Origin of the sequence: Marinomonas sp., assembly GCF_965225885.1 — a bacterium.
In the GTDB taxonomy this organism is placed as follows: domain Bacteria; phylum Pseudomonadota; class Gammaproteobacteria; order Pseudomonadales; family Marinomonadaceae; genus Marinomonas.
Genome location: NZ_OZ245329.1, coordinates 3967817 through 3993470, shown reverse-complemented (window position 1 = coordinate 3993470; position 25654 = coordinate 3967817). Strand labels below are relative to the sequence as shown.

Genomic DNA, 25654 nt, shown 5'->3' with positions numbered 1-25654 from the left:
TTAATTTCATTTTTAGTTAATTGATGTTTAAGGAAATAATTTAGCGGGTCCCACTGGAACCACTTGAGTTGGGTTGATTGTTTTGTGGCTGTAATAATAATGACGTTTGATGTGTTGTAAGTTTACTGTGTTGTCAATACTTGGAACATCGTATAGGCGTTTTAGAAAAACGTTTAGATTTGGGTAATCTAAAATGCGTTTTATATTACATTTAAAGTGTCCAAAGTAGACGGCATCAAAGCGAATGAGCGTGGTAAAAAGGCGCCAGTCTGCCTCTGTTTGTTCTTCTCCTAGTAAATAAGTACTGCTTGATAATTTTTCTTCTAAGAAATTCAAAGTATCAAAAAGAGGCTCTAGTGCTTCTTCATATGCATCTTGGGTTGTCGCAAAACCACATTTGTAAACGCCATTGTTAACTGTGTGGTAAATACGTTCATTAATTTGATCAATGTCTTCTGCTTTGTCGTTTGGATAGAAATTTAGATGATTGGCAGTCATCTCATTGAAGGCGTGGTTAAAGATACGAATGATTTCAGATGACTCGTTTGAGACTATGGTTTGACGTTCTTTGTCCCATAGAATAGGCACGGTCACTCTACCGCTGTAATCTGGCTTTGCTTTTGTATAAAGTTGATAAGCAAAATCAAATTGGTGTAGTGGATCACCGATATCAATATTAGGATCTCTGAAGTTATCGTCTTGTTTGAATTTCCAACCATTTTCGAGCATGTCTGGATGGACGCAACTAATACTAATGATGTCTTCTAATTGCTTTAATTTAATAAAAATCAAAGCGCGGTGCGCCCACGGGCAGGCAAGCGAAACATACAGGTGATAACGTCCTGCTTGGGCTGGAAAATGACTTGGGTTGTTTGCTTGGTATTCGCTTTTTGGGTAGATCCAGTTTCTGAACTCGGACTCGCTGCGAACAAACTTTCCTTTGCTCGCTTCGGTGTCATACCACTGATCAACCCACTGGCCGTCTACAAGTAATCCCATTGTTTTTTCCTCTAATTTAAGTTCCACATTATTATTAATGAAATTGAATCGTTTTCGGGGCAATATATTGGTCGTATTTAATCGAATGATTCGATGGGTTTAATAATTTTATGTCTGAACGTTTAAGTTCATTGTTTGTTCCGTGCGTTATTTTACTAGTGAGTGTTTATGCTAGTTTGTATGTTGGTCTGTTACCACCTTTGTGGTTCAGTCTACTGCCGTTACTTCCTCTTATTTTTGCCTGTGTCGCTATTTTACTCGCTTGGCATTTTAATAAAGGTCGAGTGTTGATTCTTGTTTTGCTGTTGTTGATTCCAAAGCTATATGGCGACTCTGACCAGGAAGCATCATTGACTGCATACTTAGTCGTTTCTTGTTTCTGCATTGCTTTGCTGGGATTTATACCAGAACGAGGCTTTTTTAATCGCTTTGCGGTTAATCGTATTTCATTTGTTTTGATGCTGGTTTGTTGGTGTTACGCCATTGAGCGAAACTGGGTGTCTTTTGCCTTTTTGGATCATGCATTTTTTACCGCCAGTGTTAGCTGGTCTACTGTTCTATTGTGGAGTGTTTTATTTTTGAGTGCGTCGGCATTGGGTGTTGCTTGGTGGTTTAGTGGTGATACTTTTCGGGCAAGTGGACTGATTAGTATTGTCAGTTTGTTGGTTATTAGTCATTTTGTTTCTTCTGATATGCAGTTTAATGCTTTGCTGTCGGCACAGTTTTTACTATGGATTTGGTTTTTGCTGATGGAAAGTCATCGAATGGCTTATTTAGATGATATGACCAAGTTGCCTGGTAGACGTGCGTTGAATGAGCAGCTTGTTGGTTTGTCTAAGCACTATGCGATAGCCATGGTCGATGTTGATCATTTTAAAAAATTTAATGACACCTATGGACACGATATGGGCGATAAAGTCCTGAAAAGTGTTGCCTCTCAGCTGAAACAGTTTTCTAGCCCCGGGAAAGCGTTCCGTTTCGGTGGTGAAGAATTCACCATAGTATTTCGAGGTAAGCGTCTTACTGAGGTTGAGGATGTTTTAGAGTTGATTCGAGAAAGCATCGAAGAGGCCTTGGTAGAAGTATTTGATCCCAAAAAGAAACAAGACACAGCGGTGAATGTGACTGCCAGTCTCGGTGTTGCCTATGCGATTGTTGGTGAATCTCCGGACTCTGTCTTAAAGAGGGCGGATGAAGCCTTGTATCAGTCTAAAAAGAAGGGGCGGAACCGTGTTTCTAAATCGCCGCCTCCTAAAAGTATATAAATCCTAAAAAAACTGACCGATCGATCAATTATTTTACTCTCACCTATTGCACTGTAAAATCAGCTGTCTATAATCTGTTTTTAGATTACATAAAAGATCGTATTCGCTTATTAGAAGGCAGTAGGGTTTTTTCGGTTTGCTGGGTCAGTAACCGTGGTGGTACATATTATGTTATGACCACCGAGCAAGAACATTGAGGTACGTAATTCATATTTTTACGTCTCGATCACAGTGCCAACGTGGTGTAGCAGTTAGCCTAATGACGAATGCCTATAGTCATTAAGGTCTCTGCTACGAGGGGAAATGGGGAGCTTCGGCTCCCTTTTTTTTGCAATTTTTTCTTAAGGCTTCGTGCCTAATGTAAAGAATGTTATTCTTCAGGCGTATCGCACAGGACGGTAAGTCGATATAACAAACATTCCCCCTTTAGTAGTATTTTGATCAGCGAGGCCAATCCTTGAGTGAAGTTAAACGACCAAAAGATCAGTTGAAAGCGCATATCCGTGCTCAAAACCAAACCCTTATTTTAGAAACATCGGAACGTGTCTTTGCTCGACAAGGTTTGGCTAAAACCACAACTCAGATGATCGCCGATGAAGCGGGTTTACCCAAGGCCAATGTTCATTATTACTATCGTTCTAAAAAAGACCTTCTAGAAGCAGTGTTAGAGCGCATTCTTCGCCTTTGGTTAGACTCCGTCAGCGAATTTAATGTTGAAGAAGGACCTAAGCAAAATCTGACGCGTTATATTAGCGAAAAAATAGATCAATCTCGTAGCAATAAAAGTGCCTCTAAGATCTTTGCGATGGCGTTGATTGGAGAGGAGGTTTTTGTCTTAGACTATCTTAGAAACCTATTTGTTACTGAATTAAGTCGCGAAAAAGCGACGATTCAGGTTTGGGTTGATAAAGGTTTGATGAATCCCGTTTCCACCGAGCATCTTTTTATTAGCATTTGGGCGATGACTCAGACTTATGCAGATTTTGATGCACAAGTGAAAATTCTGTTGCAGAAAGACGAGTTAGAAGAAAGCGATTATGAAGAAGCTAAACAGTTTATTACTCGCATGGTGTTAGCGGGTTGTGGTGTTGAGCAATAGTTGTAAATTGATGGAGAGCTGGCTATGACATTAGAAAGTGGAATTACGTTTTTTCTCGCTATTTTTATTTTTGGTATTACTCCTGGCCCTGGCGTTTTTGCTATTTTAGCTAGAAGTATTTCTAGAGGCGCGCGAGCGAGTTTTTCCCTAAGTCTTGGTATGGTAATGAGTGATATCGTCTATTTGGTGATGGCTTGTTACGGCTTGGCAGCAATTGCATCAGCTTGGGAAGAAGTGTTTCTTGTTATACGTTATGCAGGCGCCGCTTATCTTATTTATTTGGGATGGAAAATGTGGATATCGCCAGTTTCTACTGTGTCTTCGGGTGATAACTTACAAGAAGCAAAGAACGAGATGGCGAGTTTTATTCAAGGCTTTATGATTTCCGCTTCAAATCCTAAAGTGATACTTTTTTATGTCGCTTTTTTGCCGACTTTTATGGATTTAACTGTTTTGAGTGCGACGGATATTGTGTTGGCGTCGTTTCTTACTTTTGTGGCATTGTTGCTGGGTTTGACAGCAATTTCTATAGGAGCTTCTCAGGCACGACGTTTCATGAAGTCTGAGCGTTCGATGAAAACATTGAATAGGACAGCGGGCGGAATCATGGCAAGCGCTGGTGCGTTTTTGGCTCTTAAGAGTTAGCGTTTATAATTTATTTCTCTCTTTTGAGTAATAAAAAAAGCCGCCTTTTATTGAGTTAAAAGGCGGCTTTCTATTTGCTTTTTAATGATTAGCGCGTGCCGTAAATACGATCGCCAGCATCGCCAACACCTGGACGGATGTAGGCGTGCTCATCAAGACCACGGTCAATCGAGCCAATGTACATAGCGACATCAGGATGCGCAGCTTTGAATGCTTCGATGCCTTCTGGAGCCGCAAATAGGCAGATAAAGCGAATATCTGTTGCGCCCATTTCTTTCATTTTATCGATGGCCATAATCGCAGAGTTACCTGTTGCTAGCATAGGGTCAACGACAATGATCGTACGCTCATTCACGGAATGAGGCATTTTTAAGTAGTATTTCACAGGTTGTTTTGTTTCTGGATCACGATACAAGCCAACGTGCCCAACTCGTGCGCTAGGCGACAATTTTAGGACGCCCTCAGCCAGCCCATTACCCGCTCTCATTATAGTAACAATACAAAGCTTCTTACCCTTTAGCACCGGGCACATAGCTTTTTCTAATGGTGTTTCAATTTCAACATCGGTTGTTTCTAGATCGCGAGTTGCTTCGTAGCCAATTAGTGTACCTAGCTCTTCTACTAACATACGAAATTCACGGGTGCTGGTGTTTTTATCGCGAAGACTGGTTAATTTGTGTTTAACAAAAGGGTGTTTGATCACAAATATATCGTTGTAAGCCTTAAGGAGTTCATCGCGGGTCATTAGCCTTTCCTTTTTTGTAACTCTGGGTCGAGAGTATGAAATTGAGCGAGTTCGATCTTTATTATGACTCTTATAATAACACTAAGTCGGAATAGGCCAAATAACTAATCCTGTCCTATGGGTTAGTTTGTTTATTGAAGTGAGTAAGCATTTGGGAAAATGGCTTATGGTATTGTTTTCGGCAATATCGTCATTACATAAGATCTATCCATAGCAAAAGCTTATAAAAAATAGCCATAGACATATCTGGCGTCATTTTTTACAAAAATACAGATTTATTGAGAAGTTTATTATGAGTGATGACGAGCAATACTTAGATGCACAAGAAGACCAAGTTGACGTAACGGAAGAAGAAGGCGTTGTCATTAGTGATCCTAGAGGTCTTGCCCTTCCTGATGATGTTTTGCCTGAGACATTGTTTATTTTACCTATTTCAAGTCGTCCATTTTTCCCCGCGCAGGTTCAGCCTGTCATGGTGGATGCTGAGCAGTGGGAAGATACTTTAGAGCGAATCGCAGAGCATCCTCAAGCGGTCGTAGGTTTGGTTTATGCGGACAAAAAAACCAAAAAAGCGCCTTCCGTAGATGGGTTTCGCTCTATTGGCTGTGTTGCTAGAGTACATAAAGCCGAGAAGCAAAATGATAAATTGACCTTTCTAGCTCAAGGTGTAAAACGTTTTGAGGTGATCGAATGGCTAAGTGAAGAAGCGCCTTACCTCGCTCGCGTTCGTTACCTTAATGATGTGAAATCCAATGATGACGAGTCGAAAGCTTATTCCATTGCTATTTTGGATGCGATTAAACAACTGATTCGCTTAAACCCTTTGTTTAGCGAAGATCTAAGACAGTATCTAGGTCGATTCTCATTTAATGAATCGGGCTTGTTGGCTGACTTCGCTGCGTCCATTACTTCCGCTGACGCAGAAGATTTATACGATGTTTTGGCGACCATTCCAGTGAATGCTCGTATGCATTTGGCGCTTACCTTGCTACGAAAAGAGCTTGAAATTGCGCGCTTGCAGAATGAAATTAGCGCCGAAGTGAACGATAAAATAAGTAAGCATCAGCGAGACTTTTTCCTAAAAGAGCAATTGAAAATCATCCAGAAAGAGCTGGGTATTTCAAAAGATGACCGCACTTCTGATGTCGAAACATTTGAATCTCGCTTAGACGGTAAAATCTTGCCCAAAGCAGTGAACGATAAGATCCAAGAAGAGCTACACAAACTCAGCATTCTAGAAACAGGCTCCCCTGAGTATGGCGTAACTCGTAATTATTTGGATTGGGCGACGTCTTTGCCGTGGGGCGTTCATTCGAAAGATAACTTAGATATCAAATTAGCGCGTGAGGTTCTGGAATCTCATCATGCAGGTCTTGGCGACATAAAAGACCGCATTGTTGAATTCTTAGCTTTGGGTGCACACCGCGGCGAAATGGGCGGTAGTATTCTATTGTTGGTCGGCCCACCAGGTGTCGGTAAAACGTCAATTGGTAAATCGATTGCTGAGTCTTTGAATCGTAAGTTTTATCGTTTTAGTCTTGGTGGTATGCGCGATGAAGCCGAAATTAAAGGTCATCGACGTACCTATATTGGTGCTTTGCCGGGTAAATTTGTGCAAGCGTTAAAAGACGTTGAAGTCGAAAACCCCGTTATCATGTTGGATGAGATCGATAAAATTGGCTCTTCTTTCCAAGGTGATCCAGCGTCTTCTTTGTTGGAAGCGCTTGATCCTGAGCAAAATGTTGAGTTCCTCGATCACTATTTAGATATGCGCATCGATTTATCTAAGGCTTTGTTTATTTGTACCGCAAACCAGTTGGATACTATTCCAGCGCCTTTGTTAGATCGAATGGATGTTATTCGATTATCCGGTTACATCGGTGATGAAAAACTGGCGATTGCTAAACAGCACTTATGGCCAAAATTGCTTAAGAAAAACAAGTTATTGAAGAAGCAATTAAATATCACTGATGCTGCGTTGCGTCACATCATCGAGCATTATGCTCGTGAGGCTGGGGTGCGTGGCTTAGACAAATTGCTGCAAAAGATCTTGCGCAAAAGTGTTGTAGAATTAATGACGGGTGAAAAAAAGCATATCAGTGTTGGCGTGAAAGACGTAGAGACCTTATTGGGGATGCCTTATTTCCGACCTGAGAAAACATTACAAGGCGTTGGTGTGGTGACTGGCTTGGCTTGGACTTCTATGGGCGGGGCGACTTTGCCGATTGAAGCCAATAAAGTCCATGAACTGACGCGGGGCTTGAAACTCACGGGTAAGCTTGGTGACGTAATGAAGGAATCTGCTGAAATTGCGTATTCCTATGTTTTCTCTCATGCAAAGAGTTATCAGAAACACCCAGAATTCTTTGATAAAAGTTTAGTGCATTTGCATGTGCCAGAAGGGGCAACGCCAAAAGATGGACCAAGCGCCGGTATTTCCATGGCAACGGCCTTGTTGTCATTAGCGAAAGGGGAGCCGGTTCGTCGTGGGTTGGCAATGACAGGTGAGTTGACGCTTACCGGTCAGGTTTTGGCTGTTGGCGGTATTCGTGAAAAAATCATTGCCGCCAAGCGTAGTAAAATTAGTGAAGTGATTTTACCTGAGCCGAATCGTCGTGATTTTGAAGAGTTGCCTGAATCAGTAAAAGAGGGAATGACGGTACACTTTGCTGAACGCTTTGTCGACGTTGAAAAAATCGTTTTTAATCGATCAAATAACGATCTTCATTAGGTTATCTGCAATGTAAGCATTTTCTCAAATCGTCATACATGAGAAAATGACCAGCCGGACAAGTGCTTGCTTGTCCGGTTTTTTTATTTAATGACGAACTTTTTGTCTCGTTTTTTTTGTCGCATAGTTGTAGATGCGTCATTTTCAGGGGAAAGAAATGCCTGCTCCGGCAAAGCTTACAGAAGGTTCAACCTTTAAACATGTTGTTAGTATGTCTGCCACTGGCGCATTTGGTCTGATGTGCATGTTCTTGGTTGATTTGGTCGACATGCTTTTCCTCTCTATGTTAGGCGAAAAAGAAGCCGTGGCAGCGGTAGGGTTTGCCAGCACCGTTATGTTTTTTACTATTTCATTAAGCATTGCTGTGTCTATTGCGGCGACAGCATTGGTATCAAGAGCGGTTGGCGAAGGGCATATTGAATTAGCTAAACGTCGTGCCGTTAATGTGTTGGCATTTGGTATTTTCTTTTCGACCGGTGTGGTTTGGCTTATTTGGCCTAATATTCCTCATATTCTTTTGTATATTGGTGCTACAGGGCGAACGCTTGACTTGGCAACCGGATATTTGCAGATTTTAGTCATAGGTATGCCAGCGGTAATGATCGGCATGATTGGCTCTGGCATTATGCGAGCATTGGGCGATGCTCGTCGTGCTATGTACGCCACATTGGTTGGCGGTTTAGTTAATGCCTTATTAGATCCTATTTTTATTTTTGCTTTTGGCTTGGGTGTACAAGGTGCTGCGATTGCTTCTTTGATTGCACGTTTTTCTATGGTTGCTGTGTCCTATTATGGCGTGGTTCATATTCATAAGATGTTGGGTGAGTTTGACCTAATGGACTTCTTTGTAGACGTTAAGTCTATTTCAGTAATTGCCATTCCTGCCATGTTAACGAATATGTCATCGCCTTTGGCAAACGCCATTGTTATGGAACACACTTCGTCGTTTGGGGATGATGCGGTTGCTGCGGTTGCGGTAATTGGGCGGATTATCCCTGTTATATTTGGTGGTGTATTTGCTTTGTCTGGCGCTGTTGGGCCTATATTAGGACAAAACTATGGCGCAGGGCGTTTTGATAGAATGCACAGTGCGATCAGCAGTGCCGTGGTTTATGCCCTAGGTTATTGCTTAGTATTGTGTTTTTGTCTTTATCAAATGCAAGATTGGCTTGTATCAGTGTTCCATGCCTCGCAAGGCAGTGCGGATCTGATTCGGTTTTTTGCTACCTTTGTGTCTTTTAGCTTTTTCTTTCAGAGTTTGTTGTTTATTGCGATTGCCGTTTTCAATAACCTTGGTAAGCCGCTTAATTCAACCTTGTTAAATTTTGGTCGTGCGACATTAGGTACATGGCCTTTGATTACGGTTTTTTCTCTTTTTATGGGGGCAGAGGGGATACTTTTCGGACAAGCCGTTGGGTCAGTTATCTTTGGTTGTTTGGGGTTTTATATGGCTAGAAACTACATTACCGAGCTGGAAGAGAAAGAGGCTCGTGAGATCTTGCCAACTAATAACCACAATTACGATGAAATAATTTAAAGTTTTTTGCCTTAGGCTTCTATCTTAATGGCCCAAAGTAAAAATTCCTGATTACCATCTCCGCCTTTGATTGGGCTTTCAATGTAGCTTTTCACCTCGAATCCCAATGCTGTGACAAAGGCTTTGATGTCTTGTTCAAGCTGATCCACTCGTTGTTTATCTTTTACTATTCCACCTTTGCCAATGAATTCTTTTCCGACTTCAAATTGAGGTTTTACTAATGTGATCAGGTGTCCGGTTTTTCTCAGTAAACTCGGAAGCCGTGGCAAAATCTTAGTCTGTGATATAAAAGAAACATCCATAACGACAAGGTCAAAGCCGTTTTCTGGAAAGTGTCCCTTTAGATCTTCAACGCTCAAGTTTCGAGCATTGATACCTTCTAAGCAGACGATCTTTTGATGGTCTCTTAAACGAGCATCTAATTGATCGTGGCCCACTTCTATTCCGACAACCTGCGCCGCATTATGTTGAATAACGCAATCACTAAAGCCTCCGGTAGATTGGCCGATATCTAATACATGGAACCCTTCGATATTTAGTTGGGTGTGCAATAAAGCACCTTCAAGTTTTAGAGCCCCACGAGAGACATATTTGTCGGCTTCGTCTGAGGTGATGTTTAGCTCAATATCAGATGGTAGTTTTAAGCTAGGTTTGGTGACTTGTATCCACTTCTCGTTTTGTTTGTATGAGACTCGTCCTTCACTGATAAAGGTTTGTGCTTGCGAGCGAGATTTAGCAAGGCCTTGTTCGGTAAGGATTAGGTCGATACGTAACATAGAAAACTCGGCAGTAAGATAATAGCCGCGAATATTAGCAAAAAATGAATAATCAAAGTAGATTTAAAAAATAGAAAAGGTCTTGTTATGACCACTGATGATTGTCTGAGGAAAGCCTGTGCTATTAAAAACACTGATTAATACAAATGAACTGGCCCTATTGCTTGGGCAATCTAACGTGGTTGTTTTAGATTGTCGATTCTATTTGACCGATCACGAAAAAGGTAAGTCGGAATACGAGAAGAGCCATATTCCGGGCGCTATTTTTGTAGATGTTCATCATGAATTGGCTGCATCAGAGACAGAATTGACTGGTCGACATCCTTTGCCAGATGGAGCCGTTTTTTCAGAACAGTTACAAGCTTGGGGGATAGATCTTAATACCCAAGTTGTTGTGTACGATGATATGGGAGGTGCGATTGCTGCACGTGCTTGGTGGATGCTGAGTCAGCAAAACATAGATGTACGCGTTTTGAATGGTGGTTTTCCCGAATGGTTAAGAGAGGGGAGAGATGTTTCATTAACGCCGGACACAGCTAAAGCAACACTTGACAAAATTGAGGTTTCTTTCCCTTGGGCGGTTAGCGAACAAGCGATAGTGGAAAACTTTGAAACGAATCAATTTCAACTGGTGGATGCCAGGTCTTCAGATCGTTTTCATGGAGAGAACGAAACCATGGATCCTGTTGCCGGACATATTCCAGGTGCTATTAATCGTCCATTTTCAGACAATTTGGATGCAAATGCTTGTTTTAAGCCTGCCGAGCAACTGCATGTGGAATGGCAAGACTGGTTATCAAATAGCAGCGATGCTTACGTGTATTATTGCGGATCAGGTGTGACGGCTTGCCATAATGTATTGGCCTTAAATTACGCAGGTATAGAAGCAAGACAAGTTTATGTTGGGTCTTGGAGCCAATGGTCAAAAAGGATGTTACGAGCAACAGCTTTGTGATGGCGCGGTTTTTTCGGCCTTAATTTGAAACAACTTAGCCTCCTGTTGAGGCTCAGTTGTTTGGCTAAGGCAGATTACTTTGGCATTGCTCCTGCCATGAAAATTTGTACTTGTTGATGTGTTTCCCCCCAGATGTGCGATTTAACTGCAAGTAGAAGATGTTCGGCTTCTTTTAGTGTTACTATGCCGTCCATTAATTTGATGCCAATGCCTTCTTGAGTAAAGAAAAAGTGCCATGTGTGCTTGTCAATAATGGCTTCGCCTTCGCCATTATTGTAGCTGATTTGCTGGAATGGGTAGTCACTGGGGATAAAGCAAGAAAGCTCTTGTCCTGACTCTCCATAATTAAGATCTGGGATATAGCCTTGACGATCGACCAGTTCAAACTTCATATAGAACTCCTTGTTGTTTTTCTAATAGACTAGTGTGACTTCTGGATTTTGCCTACACTTTTTATTGAAAGCGCAAAAGAACCTACTTAAAATGTGTTTGGTTTCGCTTTGTAGAGCATTTATTTTTCCGATTTAGCTCTCATTTTTTGTATAACAAAATTTTAAGCCTTGTAAAGGTAGTGATCTATTAATAAGCCATTAATAGACAAATGCCAAGAGCTTAATGTTAGGAAGTTAGTTTATGTCGGAAGTGAAGAAAATCTTAGTGGTTCGTAACGATAAAATTGGTGACTTTGTCCTTGCTTTGCCAGCGATTCGTGCCATAAAGCTTGCTTTTCCGGATGCTACTTTGACGGCTTTAGTTCCCAATTATACAAAAGAGATTGCTCAGTCTTTTGCTTGGATTGATGACGTTATTATCGATTCTAAAGATCCCGACAATAAAAAAGCCTTAATTGCAGAGCTTAAGTCGCGTTCCTTTGATGCTGCGATTTGTTTATTTTCCGATACTTATAATGCCACCGTGGTTCGACAAGCTAAAATACCTGTGCGTGTTGCTCCAGCCACAAAGTGGGTTCAATTCTTATATACTCATACACTACGTCAGCGTCGCTCTAAATCACTTAAGCCTGAATTTGAATATAACCTAGATCTTGCGCATTACTTTATTAAGGTTCTAGGCGGTACGGTTCAAAAAACAACGGCTCCTATGTTTGCCTACACGCCTGATAATTTAACTAAGCAGTTAAGTAAACTTGAAAATATCGGTGTAGCCGTTGATCGTAAATTGTGTTTTGTTCATCCCGTAACAGGCGGTTCTTCTAATACGCTTACGCAAGAGCAATGGGTGAAGCTGATTTGCTTTTTAGACAGCATCGACTGTTTTCATTTTGTTATTACGGCTGGTCCAGGTGAGGCGCCAGTTTCTCAATCTTTAGTAGACGCACTGCAAGGTTTGGTCAGTTACGTTAGTCTGTATGATAAAAATGACGGCATTGCTGATTTTATGTGTTCTATTGCAACCGCTGACTTGTTTGTTGCTGGGTCAACAGGGCCATTACATATTGCTGGTGCGATGGATGTACCGACAATTGGCTTTTATCCCAATAAACGTTCAGCTAAACCGTTGCGTTGGAAAACGCTTAATACAGAAGGTCGTTGGTTACCTTTTACCACGAGTGGGCCAGAGGCATCTTTGGCTGACCTTGATGTAACAAGTTTGTTTGAAGAAATAGAAACTTGGTATACAAATCTCTAATCTAGGAAATGCTTTTAAAATGTCTAATAAGATGAATGTACTTCATATTTGCCTTTCAACTGGCTTTGGCGGGTTGGAAATGTACCCTATGCGAGTCGGGGCTACGATGATGTCTCAGGGTTGTAAGGTTTATGGCATGGGGCAAGCCGGTACGCCAACGAATGCACGTATGGTAGAGATATTTGATAGTACTTTATCATTAGGCAGTCGTGGTGAAGGTTATCGAAAGCTTTTGAGTATTGCGAAATGGATTAAGCAGCGTGAGATTGAAATCGTTCACTGCCACAAATCCAGTGATTTGACGCTGGCTGTTTTATTGAAAAAACTGTGTGGCTTTAAATTGCTTTATACTGATCACATGGGGGCAAAGCGATCAAAAAGAGATTTTTACCATCGTTTTATTTACCGAAATGTGGATTTGGTTATATCAATTAGTAACTTCACTCGTGCTAGAAATGTTAAAGCGCTTCCTATGCCAGAAAGTAAAATAAAGAGATTGTGGTACGGAACAGACATCACCGAAGTTGAAGACATTGAGCTTGATTTAAAGGCTGAGTTGTCATTGCCTTCGGATACTATTTTAATTGGTATTGTTGGTCGCCTGTCAAATGGCAAAGGGCATCTAGAATTATTGAAAGCCTTTAAACAACTAACGCTAGGTCAAGCGCATCTCATTATAGTTGGTGGACTGACTGCTGAAACGGGTGGTTCTACAGAATATGTGCAGATGCTTCAGTCTTACGTTACTGAAAACGATTTACAGAATAAAGTGACGTTTTATGGCTTCACCAATAAGCCTGACATCTTGTTGAAGACCGTTGATGTCGTGGTGATTCCTTCACACAATGAAGCATTCGGATTGACAGTCATTGAAGCCATGGCAGCAAGAAAAGCCATTGTTGGTTCCAGCCATGGCGCGATTCCTGAGCTTTTAGAAGACACGGGGGTTGTTGTGGATCCCTTTGATCCCCAAGCTTTTGCCAATGCGATAGACAATCTGAGTTCTAGTAGTGATGAAAGAGATCGTTTGTCGAATATGGCGAGAAAACGTGCTTGCGAATTCTTTGATCAGAAAAAGCACGTTGATACCTTGTTAGAAATTTATAAAACTTGCTGATAATTAGTCGGGGCGCTTAGCTTGCGAGCGAATCCAAAGATCGGCGTATTTCACAAAAGTGGAGTGCGCCGATAATACGGCAAGTAGAAACCCTTGCTTACCATCGAGAAATCCACGTTTTATTACATACATTTTTACGAAGCAGGCGAATGCGTGTAGTGAAGCATTGCTAAGGGATGTTTTTTTGCCGCGTTTTTCTTTTTGATCTGCTGATAATTTTGCATAAGACGCTGATTTGACTAGGTAGTGATGAAGATCATCGTAGGTATAATGTGTTAAATCGCCCTTTAATGATTCAAGTGTGACATCTTTCGCTAGAAGCACTTTTTCGTGTACTAGATCGTCCGAATAATTTCCTTCGTTCACTTTATAAAGCCTAGTCACGCGATCTGGATACCAGCCAGAATGTTCAATAAAGCGTCCGAATACCCAACTTTTTCGATTAATGTTGTAGGCTGTTTTGTCTTTATTCTGAGACACAGCATCTAAAATACTGCTTTTCAATTCTTCCGTAACGACCTCGTCAGCGTCAACCCAGAACACATAGTCTGTGGTGACATATTCTTGAGCGGCTTGTCTTTGTAGCCCAAAACCTTGCCAGTCTGACTTTACATAAAAATGTTTTGTGTATTTTTCTGCAATTTCTTGAGTGTTGTCATTACTGCCTGAATCAAGAATCACGATATCGTCGACCCAGCCAGCTAAACTGCTCAAGCATGCTTCTAAGTTTTTAGACTCGTTTTTAACAATGAGCGCAGCAGACAAGGTCGCTTTTTGTGGTTGGCTCGTCATAGATTAGGTTCCGAAGAAGACAGGTTTAAAGCGTTAATTAGCCTTTCTGGAAGCAATTGTTTTTGGCAGTTAGTATGCCCAAGGGGACAGTTGCGTTTAAAGCAAGGAGAGCATTCAAGGTGGAGATTATGAATGGTCTTGTTTTCAGTCAATGGTGGTGTAAATAACTCACTGGTTGAGCCGTAAATGCCGTGAACTTCCGTTCCAACGGCAGCGGCAATGTGCATTAGTCCAGAATCATTACTAACAACCTTTTCAGCCGCAGAAAGTAAGTCAATGGCGTCTACTAATTGAGTCTTTCCACATAGATTTATGGCAAATTCACCCAGTCCTTGCACAATTTTGTCACCATCAGTTTGGTCTTTTGGCCCACCTAATATCCAGATTTGGTAGCCCGCCTCAACAGCGCTTTTGGCTAATTCATGGAAATAAGCGATAGGCCATTGCTTGGACGGGCCAAATTCTGCGCCAGCCATAAGAGCGATTGCGGGTCTATCAGATAAATTATGTTGCTCATAAAGGTGTTTTTGATTGACTGGGTCAACACGCAATGCTGGAGAAGGTATCTCAATTGGAGGATAAGCCAATTCGCTAGGTAGCCCTAGAGACGTAAAGCGTTTTACGGTTTGGTTTAAAATACTTTTATCCAACTTGCGTCGTTCATTTAACAGGATATAGCGTTGTTCGCCCTTAAAGCCGACTCTGTGAGGAATATTGGCAAAGAAAGGAACCAGTGCTGACTTCCATGAACGAGGCATAACAATGGCTTGATCATAATGTTCTGAGCGAAGGGAGCGTCCTAGCTTACGGCGGGTACTTATTCCCCATTCTCCATGGCCGGTAGGTAAGGTGATTGCATTCCGTACTTCTGGCATTCGAGCCAAAATAGGCAAAGACCAGTTAGGGCCGATAACATCGATAATCGCCTCTTTATCACGCTGCTTGAGCGTAATAAAGAGGCTTTGCGCCATGACCATGTCGCCAACCCAAGATGGGCCAACAATTAAATATTTAGCCATTTGTATCGAGCCAACCTAAATAATCTTGAACGCCTTGCGCTAATCCACGGAAACTTCCTTCGTAGCCAGCTTCACGAAGTTTGGTGATGTCAGCTTGAGTGAAACTTTGGTAAGCGCCTTTTAGGTGCTCTGGGAATGGAATGTATTCGATCTCACCTTTTTTGTAGTGAGCAATGACAGTTTCCGCAATAGTACGGAAAGGCTCGGCTTTACCAGTACCTAAATTGAAAATACCTGACTTATCTGGGTTTTCGAGGAACCAAAGTTTGGTATTAACTAAATCTTCAACATAAATGAAATCACGGCTTTGACCGCCTGCTTCGTAACCATCGTAGGCACCAAAAAGTTTTGGATTCTCTCCAGCAAGTACTTGGTTGCGAAGATGAAAAGCAACGCTAGCCATGCTGCCTTTATGCTGTTCACGAGGCCCATATACGTTGAAATAGCGGAAACCAACAATTTGGCTTTTCGCTTTAGGCAAAATAGCACGAATGTATTGGTCGAACTGAAACTTGGAATACGCGTACATGTTAAGCGGTTTCTCGTTCTCGCGAGATTCTTGGAAAATAGGGCCTGAACCATAAACAGAGGCGGAAGATGCATAAGAAAATGCTGCATCATGCTTCAAGCAATAATCTAATACCGCTTTTGAGTATTGATAATTTACGTCCATGACGTATTTACCGTTCCATTCTGTGGTCGCTGAGCAAGCTCCTTCATGGAAAACCGCAATGGGATTAATGCCTAATGTGTCATTCTTGATAGCGTCTAAGAAGTCGTACATGTCCATATAATCTGCAATATCAAGATCAGATAGATTTAGGCATTTCTTTCCGTCTGTTAGGTCATCAACCAAAAGGATATTTTTAATGCCTTTATTGTTTAATGCCTTGATGATATTGCTGCCAATGAATCCGGCACCGCCAGTTACTATATACATAATACATTTGTCCTAGAATCGAGTGTTTGTCTCTACTAAGTTTACTTCTGAGTCACAAGTTAAACCTAAAAAGAATCCTGAAAACCGTTGTATGATTTGGCCCATGCTATCACTTCTGTTAAGCCGAGAAAAATATGATAGCTGCTAGTGCCGGGAAGCGGGAAGTCTTTTGGAGTATTGTCTTCGTTAAGATACTCATTCCAACGACCATTCGGTAAGAAATAGTGTTGCTGAGCATAATTGATTGCTTTTTCTAAGCGATCTATCTTTTCCTCTTTTCCAATCGGCATGACTGTGATTGCTTTTAGATATTCGGTGATCGGCCAGATACGTTTTTCTTGATCAAGAGGCTGATAAGTATTGCCGTCAATTTGGTTGTAGATACCACCATTTTCTGCAAGGCCGTGACGTGCAGCGACTCGCCATAAGTTCTGGGCCAAATCTGTATAATCAGAATTTGGGAGTATTTTATTCGCTTGATAAAGTAACCAGACCCACTCGAAATGATGCCCAGGTTCTACTTGGTGGCCTGTTTTAGCATCTAGGCTCCAGTCGGTGCTGAAGAATTCACGCAGTGTTTTAGTATCCTTGTGATAAAAGTGCTCAAGAGCCAGAGAAAGCAACGATTGAATGGCTTCTTTGTAGTCTTTATCTTGCGTTGTTTCAAAAGCGGCAACATAGCCTTCTAGTAAATGCATATGTGGGTTCTGGCGGCGGATTTGTGTGCTATCAACCGGATAGGATTCATAGAAGCCGCCTGATTGTGCTTGCATCTTCTCTAATAAAAAAAGATGCGTTTTTTTCATATAAGAAAGAGCGCGATCATCCTTTGTTGCCCTGTAATAATGGCTAAAAGAAAGCAGTATAAAGGCAAGAGCATACGCATCTGATTGTGTGTCTTTTATCGAAAGGTCGTCATTTAATGAGAAAATCCAGCGCTCATCGATATAATAATGAGAAGTGATGAAGTCGAAAAGCGGGGTTAGCATGGCCTGCCATTCTGGCGTGTTCTTTATTTGGCAAGCATGGCTAAAAGTATATAACTGACGGCATTGAGTTAATAAACGAACACGACCAACATTATTGCTTGTCCAGTCATGATTCATACTTTCGTAGCTGTAACCTTTTTCCTTGTTGATACCATAACGAGACCAATTGTTTAAAAGTTCATTAAATAAGAACGATTGGCTAGATAATAGAGCGGAATTCAGCATTGTATAAAAGCCTTATTTCGTATGTTTTAGGTATGTCCAACTTGGCGAGGGAGTATGATAAGATGAGCGACTCTAAAAATCGATTATTATGTGCCTATGAACTCTTCGTATTTGAATTTTAAAGATAAACATATCCTTGTTGTTGGGGATGTGATGTTAGATCGCTACTGGCATGGTGGCACCTCTCGTATTTCTCCTGAAGCTCCGGTTCAAGTGGTAAAAGTTTCTGCAATTGAAGACCGTCCTGGCGGCGCCGCAAACGTCGCGCTTGGCTTAGCCAAATTAGGTGTGCCTGTCACGCTTGTTGGTGTGGTTGGTAACGATGAAAATGCCGATATATTGGCCCGTTGCCTAGAAGAGGTTGGTGTTACTTGTCGATTTGTACGTTCTGAAACACTCCCAACTATCACTAAATTACGCGTGATGAGCCGTCATCAACAACTGATTCGTTTAGACTTCGAAGAGCGCGAAGACAGTCTTTCTCAGAATGAGGCATTGGCAAAAGTCGTCGAAGAGTGTTTGCCAGATTCGGACGCCGTTATTTTTTCTGATTATGCAAAAGGTTGTCTAGCCGACGTTCAGTCTCTGATAAAGCTATCCAACGCAGCGAACGTGCCAAGCTTTGTCGATCCCAAAGGCAATGATTTCTCGATTTATCAAGGGGCAACGCTTGTTAAGCCTAATCTTCTTGAGTTTGAAACGATTGTGGGTAAATGTCGTTCAACGAAAGAATTGGAAGAGAAAGCAAAGGCCCTTCGAGAGCAATTCGGTTGGAAGGCATTGTTGGTTACTCGTGGTGAAGATGGTTTGATTTTATTGAGTGATGATAAACCTCCTTTCTCACTCGCTACCGCGGCAAAAGAAGTGTTTGATGTGACTGGTGCTGGTGATACCGTTGTAGCTGTTCTCACTGCTATTTATGTGACCAGCAAGCGTTTTATTGATGCGGTTGAATACGCGAATCAAGCGGCTGGCTATGTGGTTGGAAAATTAGGTACGGCATCCATCAGTGCTGAACGGCTTGAAGCGATTATGTTCCAACGTTCGCACAGTACGAATTTTGGCGTGCTTTCGCCGGATGATTTGCTTGAACAAATTAAACTGGCGCAAATGAATGGTGAAAAAATCGTCTTCACTAACGGTTGTTTTGATATTCTTCATCCCGGTCATATTGCTTATATGAAGCAGGCGAAAGCGCTAGGAGATCGTTTGATTGTAGCTGTTAATACCGATGCATCAGTTAAACGCCTCAAAGGTGAAAAACGTCCGATTAATAACTTAGTTCATCGCATGTCTGTGCTTGAAGGTGTGGGGGCGATTGATTGGGTGACTTGGTTTGATGAAGATACGCCAAAAGAAATTATTGAATTTTTAACGCCGGATGTTTTGGTTAAAGGTGGGGATTACACCATAGAAACAATCGTTGGTGCCGATCATGTTTTGGCTCATGGTGGTGAAGTGAAAGTATTGACATTTGTTGATGGCTATTCGACCACTGCTATTATCGAAAAAGCGAATTTATAAATGCAAGATAAAGACAGTATTGAAGTCGATAGCACTACTCCAAAAGCGTCTCCTACTGGGATGCAAGTGTACTTTCGCTTATTAGGATACGTACGCTCCTCTTGGTTGTATTTGCTTTTAAGTGTCATTGGATACGTTATATATGCTGCGATGGAGCCGGCTTTAGCGGCATTGTTAAAGCATATTGTAGACACCGTATCGGTAGGAAGTATTACAGATAGTCGCCTATTAATTCCCTTGGCTATTTTGGGTATTTTTATCGCTAGAGGTATTGGTACTTTCTTAGGCAACTATTTTATGGCGAAAGTGGCGAACAATGTGGTGTTTGATTTGCGTACCAGCATGTTTGATAAGCTGGTGCTTTTGCCTTCCAGCTATTATCACTCTGTTCCTACAGGGCGTTTACTTGCCAAGTTAACCTATGATACCGAGCAGGTAATCGGCTCTATAACCCAAGCAATTCGCGTATTATTGCGTGAAGGTTTAACGGTTATTGGTTTATTGGGTTATATGATTTATATGAACTGGCGATTGTCTTTGTTGTTCCTGCTGGTTGTTCCTTTAATTGGCCTATTAGTCTCTTACGCGTCTAAGCGTTTTCGTAAATTAAGCACTCGAATTCAAGATGCGATGGGCGGCGTGACGGATGTGGCATCAGAAGCCATCAAAGGTCATGAAGTCGTTAAGATATTTGGCGGTAGTCAATATGAAATAGCTCGTTTTCGTGACGCCGCTAGTGAAAATCGTCGTTCTCAACTAAAAATGGAAATGACTAGATCACTTAACGTGCCTATCGTTCAGTTTATTCTAGCCATAATGATGGCGGTTTTGATTTGGTTTGCTTTAAGCCCTTCAATTAGCTCACATATGTCTCCTGGTGACTTTATTGCCTTTTTGACTGCCGCCGGTATGTTGGGAAAACCTATTCGTCAGCTAACTGAAGTAAACAGCATCTTGCAAAAAGGTATTGCCGCTTCTTACAGCATTTTTGACTTCTTAGATTTGCAAGAGGAGGTTGATAAAGGCGAGAAGTCTGCGACTCGCTTTAAAGGAAATATTGAATGGGATTCTATGTCATTCAAATATCCTAGATCTGAAAAATACGCTTTGAACAATATTAACTTATCCTTGCCAGCGGGAAAAACATTGGCTTTAGTGGGTCGCTCTGGCAGTGGTAAATCGACTATGGCGAATTTGATTCCGCGTTTTTACGATATTAATAAAGGTGCTTTGAGTATCGATGGTATTTCTATTGATGATTATAAATTGACCGAACTTCGTTCTAATATTGCCTTGGTCAATCAACAAGTTGTGCTGTTTAACGGCACGATTCGTGAAAATATCGCTTATGGTTATTTGCGTACAGCAAGTGATGAAGAAGTTATTGAAGCCGCTAAAGCGGCTAATGCTTGGGGCTTTATTCAAGAACTTGGTCAGGGTTTAGACACCATGGTTGGAGAAAATGGCGTGCTGTTGTCTGGTGGTCAGCGTCAGCGTATCGCCATTGCACGAGCTATTTTGAAAAATGCACCTATCTTAATTTTAGATGAAGCGACCTCAGCGTTAGACACAGAATCGGAACGAGCGATTCAGTCTGCTTTAGACAACCTAATGGAAAATCGTACAACTATTGCTATTGCCCATCGATTATCGACTATTGAAAATGCCGACATCATTGCGGTGGTGGATCATGGTGAGATTATTGAGCGAGGTTCACATAGCGAGTTGTTAGCCTTGAATGGCGCTTATGCGCAGCTTCATAACCAGCAATTTACTGAGACGACTACTTAATTATGTGGTTGTACCGTTCTTTATTTGTTTTATTTACGCCGGTAATTTTATTTAAAATCCGGCGTTTTAAGAAAACGTATCAACATTATCGTGCGCAAGAAGCGTTTGGCTTTTGGCCATCTGTTGAAGCAGATTTGTGGATTCATTGTGCGTCTGTGGGCGAAGTGCTTGCTGTACGTCCGTTAGTGCTTCAGTGGCGCGAAAAATGCCCTACACAGCGATTGTTAATTACCACAATGACGCCGACTGGCGCTGAGCAAGTGGTAAAAACTTTTCCTTTTGCAGAGCATAGATATTTGCCAATGGATTGGCGCTCAAGCGTTAAACGGGCGCTTAAAAAGCTTACTTGCAAGCACTTATTGGTTGTTGAAACCGAACTCTGGCCTAACTTGTTGCAACTGACTAAGCAACGAGGATTACGTGTAGATGTAGTGAATGCTCGTTTGAGTGAACGCTCTTTCCAGCGTTATCAGAAGTTTTCGATTATTTCGCGTCCGTTGTTTGCGTTGCCTGACTGTTTTTTGGCTCATGCGCAAGCTGATGCAGCACGCTTTGAGGCACTGGGCGCAAAAAAGGTATTGGTGGCTGGAAGCATCAAATTCGATCTTGCTGTGCCGTCAGAGGTTTTCGAAGCTAACTGGCGTGGACAGCTAGGCTCTCGGTTTGTCTGGGTGGGTGGAAGCACACATCAAGGCGAAGATGAAATGCTCTTGCGCATTCATAAGGTGTTACAACAAAAATACCCTGATGCTTTGTTGATATTGGTTCCCCGTCATCCTGAGCGCTTTGAAGCTGTACAAGCATTGGCTTTGCAGTCTTTTGAGCGAGTGGGGCTTCGTAGTCAAACGCCATTAGATCAATGGACTAATTTTGATGTGGTTATAGGCGACTCTATGGGAGAGTTGATGTATTACTATCAAGCATCTGATATGGCTTTTGTGGGTGGTAGCTTGATTAAACGTGGTGGTCATAATCCTATTGAGCCAGCGTTGCTTGGCAAAACAATTTTGATTGGTCCTTACACCTTTAATTTTATGGATATTACCGAGCAACTTTTGCAGGTTAATGGCGCCATTCGTTGTCAGGATGAAGCGCAATTGGAAAAAGTGGTTTTGGATCTTGCTGGGCAATCGTCTCAGCGTTTCCGTCTTGGTCAAACGGCGTTGCGTTTCGCAGAAAAAAACCAAGGTGCTGTTACAAGAGTACTTGCTGAAATGGACTTCCGTTGATCGACTCTTTACAATAAACGCTCATTATCTCATGGGGTGCTTTAGCATTTAGTAAATGTTAAAGCTGAGAAGCGGATTGTCTGCTAACCCACCGAACCTGATCCAGATCATGCTGGCGTAGGAATCGAGATAGCAAGTCAGATTATAGCTAAATCGTAATCCCCAAAATTGCCACTTGCCATTTCCCCTGTACGCCGCTCACGTTATTTAGGAGCGACACATTTTGAACATATTTTCGTTAACAACCTTATTTACTGCCTCAATGGTTAGTTTTGGTTTAGCGCTTTCCCCTGTTGCGTTAGCAAAAGACACTCTCAATGTTTATACCTACGATTCATTTGCCTCTGATTGGGGGCCCGGTCCTAAGATAAAAGCCAACTTTGAACAAGAGTGCGATTGTGAGGTGAATTTTGTTGCGTTGGACTCTTCGGTTGGTATTTTGTCTCGTGCGCAGCTAGAAGGTAAATCGTCACAAGCTGATGTACTTTTGGGGTTAGACCTAAATCTAATGGAAGCCGCAAAACAGACAGGTTTGCTTGCTGAGCATTCGGTAGATACTTCGAATGTCACGATTGCGGGCGGTTGGACAGACAAGATGTTTGTGCCATTTGATCAAGGTCATTTTTCTTTTGTTTATAATTCCGAGACCTTGAAGAATCCGCCAAAAGGCTTAAAAGACATTGTCGGTGATCAAAACCTTCGTGTTATTTATCAAGATCCGAGAACCAGTACGCCAGGGCTTGGTTTGTTGTTATGGATGAAGTCGGTTTATGGTGATAACGCTGCTGATGCATGGGAGCGTTTGGCTAGCCATACGGTGACCGTAACGAAAAGCTGGTCCGATGCTTATAGTTTATTTTTGAAAGGCGAAGCAGATGTGGTGCTTAGTTATACCACGTCTCCTGCTTACCATGTTGTTGTAGAAGGGGAGAATAAGTATCAGGCGATTATGGCAAGTGAAGGGCTTTATCCACAAATTGAAGTAGCGGCGATGATGAAGGATGCACCGCATCCAGCTTTGGCTAAGCGTTTTATGCAGTTTATCTTGCAGCGGGGGTTCCAATCGACGGTTGCAACGGGAAATTGGATGTTGCCAGTGGTTAAGTTAGATGAAAAATTACCGGCGGCTTTTGATAGTGCTTTAATGCCTGCTAAGAATTTGGTTTTGCCAGCTAAAGACGTGGTGCAACATCGTAAAGCTTGGGTTGACGAGTGGTTAAATGCCACGACTCGATAACAGACGTTAAATTGTTTTCTTATCGAACGGCCAGAAGGTTATTGCCGGCACTTTTGGGTGTCGGTTTTTTCTTGTTAATGGGAGCTGCCAGTTTGGCGGCTCTTTTGCGTTATGGTGAATTACACTCTTGGCTTGGCTATATACAGCAGCCTTATTTATGGCGTGTCGTGCGCTTTTCTTTGTGGCAAGCGCTGTTAAGTAGCGGTATAAGTTTGCTGATTGCTCTTCCTGTTGCTTCTTGTCTTGTCCATCGTCAGTTTTATGGGTGAGCCGCTTTGTTGCAATTGTTTTCTGTGTCTATGGTCGTGCCGACTATTGTAGCGATTTTGGGTTTGGTCGTTGTCTATGGTCGTACCGGATGGCTGAACCAATTATTTGGCGTGCAAATTCCCTTGTATGGTTTGGTGGGTATCTTGCTTGCCCATGTGTTTTTTAATATGCCATTAGCCGTTCGACTTTTGTTACAAGGGTATGACTTGATTCCCTCTGGGCAGTGGCGTCAGGCTTCGCAACTTGGTTTTACTCGCTGGGCTGCCTTTTGTCTAATCGAATGGCATTATGTAAAAAAAGTTCTACCGGGTGCCTTTGTACTGATTTTTATGTTGTGCTTTTCGAGCTTTGCTGTGGTGCTCAGTTTAGGTGGAGGGCCAAAATTTAGCACCTTGGAAGTAGCGATTTATCAGGCGTTGCGATTTGATTTTGATCTGAATAAAGCTAGCTTTTTAGCTTTGCTGCAAGTGGCTATATGTACTCTGTTTGCGGTCGTCGTATATCGTATTGCTCCGGTGACTCGTCAAGATGTGAGTTTGTTGGCGGTAACCAGCTATTCCATTAAAGATTCTGTATGGGCCAAATTAGCCGATTGCCTTGCATTGTGTTGTGCATTTGTATTGGTTATTCCGCCTTTCTTAGCAATCTTCGATCCTATTTTCTCTCCTGTTTTTTTAACGACTTTGCAGTCTTCGGCGCTTTGGCAGGCGGTATTGATTTCTTTACAAATTGCATTGCCAGCAGCTTCTGTGAGTTTATTGCTTGGTTGGTGTTTTGGCGTTTTGGCGCGGTTTTGTATGGTACGTCAGTATTTGGCATTTTTGCCGAATAAAATTGAGCATTTGGGTAATATGATTCTCATGGTGCCGGGGTTGGTTATTGCGACCGGGTTGTTTATGTTTTTGCGGGACCTTGGCTGGGGGCTTCAATCGAGTTACTGGATTGTTGTCTGGGTCAATGCGGTTATGGCGTTGCCTTTTGTACTGCGAGCTTTGATGCCGGTGATGTATCAGCAAGAGCGACGATTTCGAAATGTCTATCTGAGTTTAGGGGTCCAATCTTGGTCTCGATGGCGCTTGGAGTGGCCTTTGATGAGAACCAGTATCGGACAGGCGTTTGGCTATGCGCTGTTATTGTCTTTGGGGGATATGGGCGTGATTGCGTTGTTTGGTAGTCAAGGTTTGGTGTCGTTGCCTTTGTATTTATTTCAATTAATTGGTTCTTATCGGTTGGAAGAGGGCGCTTGCGTTGCCGTGATATTAATTTCTATGTGTTTGATTTTGTTTTACTGTTCATCGCGCTTTATTGGTGGAGTAAGTTCACGTGTTAAAAATTAACCTTCAATATGATTGGGAAAGTTTTCACGCCCATTATTGTGTGGATATTTTACCAGGTGTCACTACTTTGCTGGGCGGTAGTGGTGAAGGGAAAAGCACACTTTTGCATTTATTGGGGGGATTTATTGCGGGGCGTGGCGAATTACTTTTTAACCAAGATTCCTTGTTGTCTTTGCCCGCCTATGAAAGGCCTATTTCGACCTTGTTTCAAAGTGATAATTTATTTCCTCAACTTACGGTTTGGCAAAATGTCGCCATTGGCATTTCTCCTTCTCTTACTTTGAATCATGAGCAAAAAAACAAAATACATTGGGCGCTAGAAAAGACACAACTTGTTGATAAAAAAGATCGCTATCCACAAGCGCTATCGGGCGGACAAGCTCAGCGAGTGGCCATTGCTCGTGCCTTGGTGAGGAATAAGCCGGTCTTATTATTGGACGAGCCTTTTAGCGCGTTGGATCCTGCCTTGCGAGAAGAGATGCTTTATTTGGTGAATGACGTGACTCAAGAGCTTAGCTTGACGACCTTGCTGGTATCTCATTTACCTCAAGAGGCGACCTTGGTCGGCGGACGAGTTATCTTGATTGAGCAAGGTTGTATCACGGCTCACGAACCCGTATCTGTTTTATCTCAAACTGAACCACATCCACTTTTTTCTCGTTATCTTGGTGTGCCTAGTACTCAAGAACATAGTGCCTGATAGCGGAGTATCTAATTACTCGACAAGATAGTCTTATTAGGTTAATTGTTAATTCCTGTTGGTGATGGTTTCTTGAATTTTT

General features: G+C 42.1%; 23 protein-coding genes and 1 riboswitch. Of the genes, 15 read left to right on the top strand and 8 right to left on the bottom strand.

Annotation, left to right across the window (positions count from 1 at the left end):
• Positions 1-27: 27 nt before the first annotated feature.
• Entirely contained in the window at positions 28-999 is a 972-nt protein-coding gene (locus tag ACO05V_RS19125; RefSeq protein ID WP_421855378.1) for a glutathione S-transferase family protein, read from the bottom strand.
• 110 nt (positions 1000-1109) lie between these two features.
• Between ACO05V_RS19125 and ACO05V_RS19120 the strand changes: the two genes are divergently transcribed.
• The 3 genes from ACO05V_RS19120 (at position 1110) to ACO05V_RS19110 (ending at position 4008) form a co-directional block, all read left to right on the top strand.
• Positions 1110-2264, top strand: a complete 1155-nt coding sequence (locus ACO05V_RS19120) for a GGDEF domain-containing protein (RefSeq protein ID WP_421855375.1) — start codon at positions 1110-1112, stop codon at positions 2262-2264.
• Positions 2265-2721: 457 nt separating this feature from the next.
• Positions 2722-3363, top strand: coding sequence for a TetR/AcrR family transcriptional regulator (locus ACO05V_RS19115; RefSeq protein WP_421855372.1), 642 nt, complete (start codon positions 2722-2724; stop codon positions 3361-3363).
• A gap of 24 nt (positions 3364-3387) precedes the next feature.
• Positions 3388-4008, top strand: coding sequence for a LysE family translocator (locus ACO05V_RS19110; RefSeq protein ID WP_421855369.1), 621 nt, complete (start codon positions 3388-3390; stop codon positions 4006-4008).
• Between the two features lie 88 nt (positions 4009-4096).
• Here ACO05V_RS19110 and upp read toward each other — a convergent pair whose 3' ends face one another.
• Positions 4097-4753 carry a uracil phosphoribosyltransferase gene (gene upp, locus ACO05V_RS19105; RefSeq protein ID WP_421855366.1) on the bottom strand — a complete coding sequence of 219 codons (657 nt, stop codon included), beginning with the start codon at positions 4751-4753 and terminating at the stop codon, positions 4097-4099.
• 292 nt (positions 4754-5045) lie between these two features.
• On the opposite strand from upp, the gene lon reads away from it, so the two are divergent.
• Both lon and ACO05V_RS19095 read left to right on the top strand, forming a co-directional pair.
• Positions 5046-7484 carry an endopeptidase La gene (gene lon / locus ACO05V_RS19100; protein ID WP_421855363.1) on the top strand — a complete coding sequence of 813 codons (2439 nt, stop codon included), beginning with the start codon at positions 5046-5048 and terminating at the stop codon, positions 7482-7484.
• 157 nt (positions 7485-7641) lie between these two features.
• The gene (locus ACO05V_RS19095; RefSeq protein WP_421855360.1) at positions 7642-9021 is read left to right on the top strand and encodes an MATE family efflux transporter; all 1380 of its coding nucleotides are present in this window, start codon (positions 7642-7644) and stop codon (positions 9019-9021) included.
• Positions 9022-9032: 11 nt separating this feature from the next.
• On the opposite strand, the gene ACO05V_RS19090 is transcribed toward ACO05V_RS19095, so the two are convergent.
• On the bottom strand, positions 9033-9797 hold the full coding sequence (locus tag ACO05V_RS19090; protein ID WP_421855357.1) for a TlyA family RNA methyltransferase: 765 nt from the start codon (positions 9795-9797) through the stop codon (positions 9033-9035).
• A 118-nt stretch (positions 9798-9915) separates the two neighbouring features.
• On the opposite strand from ACO05V_RS19090, the gene ACO05V_RS19085 reads away from it, so the two are divergent.
• Positions 9916-10752 (top strand): sulfurtransferase, encoded by an 837-nt coding sequence (locus tag ACO05V_RS19085; protein WP_421855354.1) that lies wholly within the window; start codon positions 9916-9918, stop codon positions 10750-10752.
• 74 nt (positions 10753-10826) lie between these two features.
• On the opposite strand, the gene ACO05V_RS19080 is transcribed toward ACO05V_RS19085, so the two are convergent.
• Positions 10827-11144, bottom strand: coding sequence for a hypothetical protein (locus tag ACO05V_RS19080; RefSeq protein ID WP_421855351.1), 318 nt, complete (start codon positions 11142-11144; stop codon positions 10827-10829).
• Positions 11145-11385: 241 nt separating this feature from the next.
• Between ACO05V_RS19080 and ACO05V_RS19075 the strand changes: the two genes are divergently transcribed.
• Both ACO05V_RS19075 and ACO05V_RS19070 read left to right on the top strand, forming a co-directional pair.
• Entirely contained in the window at positions 11386-12402 is a 1017-nt protein-coding gene (locus tag ACO05V_RS19075; protein WP_421855349.1) for a glycosyltransferase family 9 protein, read from the top strand.
• A gap of 19 nt (positions 12403-12421) precedes the next feature.
• Positions 12422-13519, top strand: coding sequence for a glycosyltransferase family 4 protein (locus tag ACO05V_RS19070; RefSeq protein WP_421855346.1), 1098 nt, complete (start codon positions 12422-12424; stop codon positions 13517-13519).
• A gap of 3 nt (positions 13520-13522) precedes the next feature.
• On the opposite strand, the gene ACO05V_RS19065 is transcribed toward ACO05V_RS19070, so the two are convergent.
• The 4 genes from ACO05V_RS19065 to ACO05V_RS19050 form a co-directional block, all read right to left on the bottom strand.
• Positions 13523-14311, bottom strand: coding sequence for a glycosyltransferase family 2 protein (locus tag ACO05V_RS19065; protein ID WP_421855343.1), 789 nt, complete (start codon positions 14309-14311; stop codon positions 13523-13525).
• Entirely contained in the window at positions 14308-15330 is a 1023-nt protein-coding gene (gene waaF / locus ACO05V_RS19060) for a lipopolysaccharide heptosyltransferase II (protein ID WP_421855340.1), read from the bottom strand. Before waaF ends, ACO05V_RS19065 begins: the two co-directional genes overlap by 4 nt.
• Complete coding sequence (gene rfaD, locus ACO05V_RS19055) at positions 15323-16270, bottom strand: ADP-glyceromanno-heptose 6-epimerase (protein ID WP_421855337.1); 948 nt, start codon at positions 16268-16270, stop codon at positions 15323-15325. The genes waaF and rfaD overlap by 8 nt, the downstream gene beginning before the upstream one ends.
• Positions 16271-16335: 65 nt before the next feature.
• Positions 16336-17484, bottom strand: a complete 1149-nt coding sequence (locus ACO05V_RS19050; RefSeq protein ID WP_421855334.1) for an AGE family epimerase/isomerase — start codon at positions 17482-17484, stop codon at positions 16336-16338.
• Positions 17485-17580: 96 nt separating this feature from the next.
• Here ACO05V_RS19050 and hldE point away from each other — a divergent pair, with 96 nt between their 5' ends.
• The 7 genes from hldE (at position 17581) to ACO05V_RS19015 (ending at position 25572) form a co-directional block, all read left to right on the top strand.
• Positions 17581-19008, top strand: a complete 1428-nt coding sequence (gene hldE / locus ACO05V_RS19045) for a bifunctional D-glycero-beta-D-manno-heptose-7-phosphate kinase/D-glycero-beta-D-manno-heptose 1-phosphate adenylyltransferase HldE (RefSeq protein WP_421855331.1) — start codon at positions 17581-17583, stop codon at positions 19006-19008.
• Positions 19009-20799, top strand: a complete 1791-nt coding sequence (gene msbA, locus ACO05V_RS19040; protein WP_421855328.1) for a lipid A export permease/ATP-binding protein MsbA — start codon at positions 19009-19011, stop codon at positions 20797-20799. It begins immediately after the preceding gene.
• 2 nt (positions 20800-20801) lie between these two features.
• Positions 20802-22028, top strand: coding sequence for a 3-deoxy-D-manno-octulosonic acid transferase (locus ACO05V_RS19035; RefSeq protein WP_421855325.1), 1227 nt, complete (start codon positions 20802-20804; stop codon positions 22026-22028).
• A 22-nt stretch (positions 22029-22050) separates the two neighbouring features.
• Positions 22051-22170, top strand: a riboswitch (TPP riboswitch).
• Positions 22171-22251: 81 nt separating this feature from the next.
• On the top strand, positions 22252-23265 hold the full coding sequence (gene thiB, locus ACO05V_RS19030; RefSeq protein WP_421855322.1) for a thiamine ABC transporter substrate binding subunit: 1014 nt from the start codon (positions 22252-22254) through the stop codon (positions 23263-23265).
• Between the two features lie 41 nt (positions 23266-23306).
• Positions 23307-23534, top strand: coding sequence for a hypothetical protein (locus tag ACO05V_RS19025; RefSeq protein ID WP_421855319.1), 228 nt, complete (start codon positions 23307-23309; stop codon positions 23532-23534).
• A gap of 6 nt (positions 23535-23540) precedes the next feature.
• Complete coding sequence (locus ACO05V_RS19020; protein WP_421855316.1) at positions 23541-24872, top strand: ABC transporter permease subunit; 1332 nt, start codon at positions 23541-23543, stop codon at positions 24870-24872.
• Positions 24859-25572, top strand: a complete 714-nt coding sequence (locus ACO05V_RS19015) for an ATP-binding cassette domain-containing protein (RefSeq protein WP_421855313.1) — start codon at positions 24859-24861, stop codon at positions 25570-25572. Before ACO05V_RS19020 ends, ACO05V_RS19015 begins: the two co-directional genes overlap by 14 nt.
• The last annotated feature ends 82 nt before the right edge of the window (positions 25573-25654 follow it).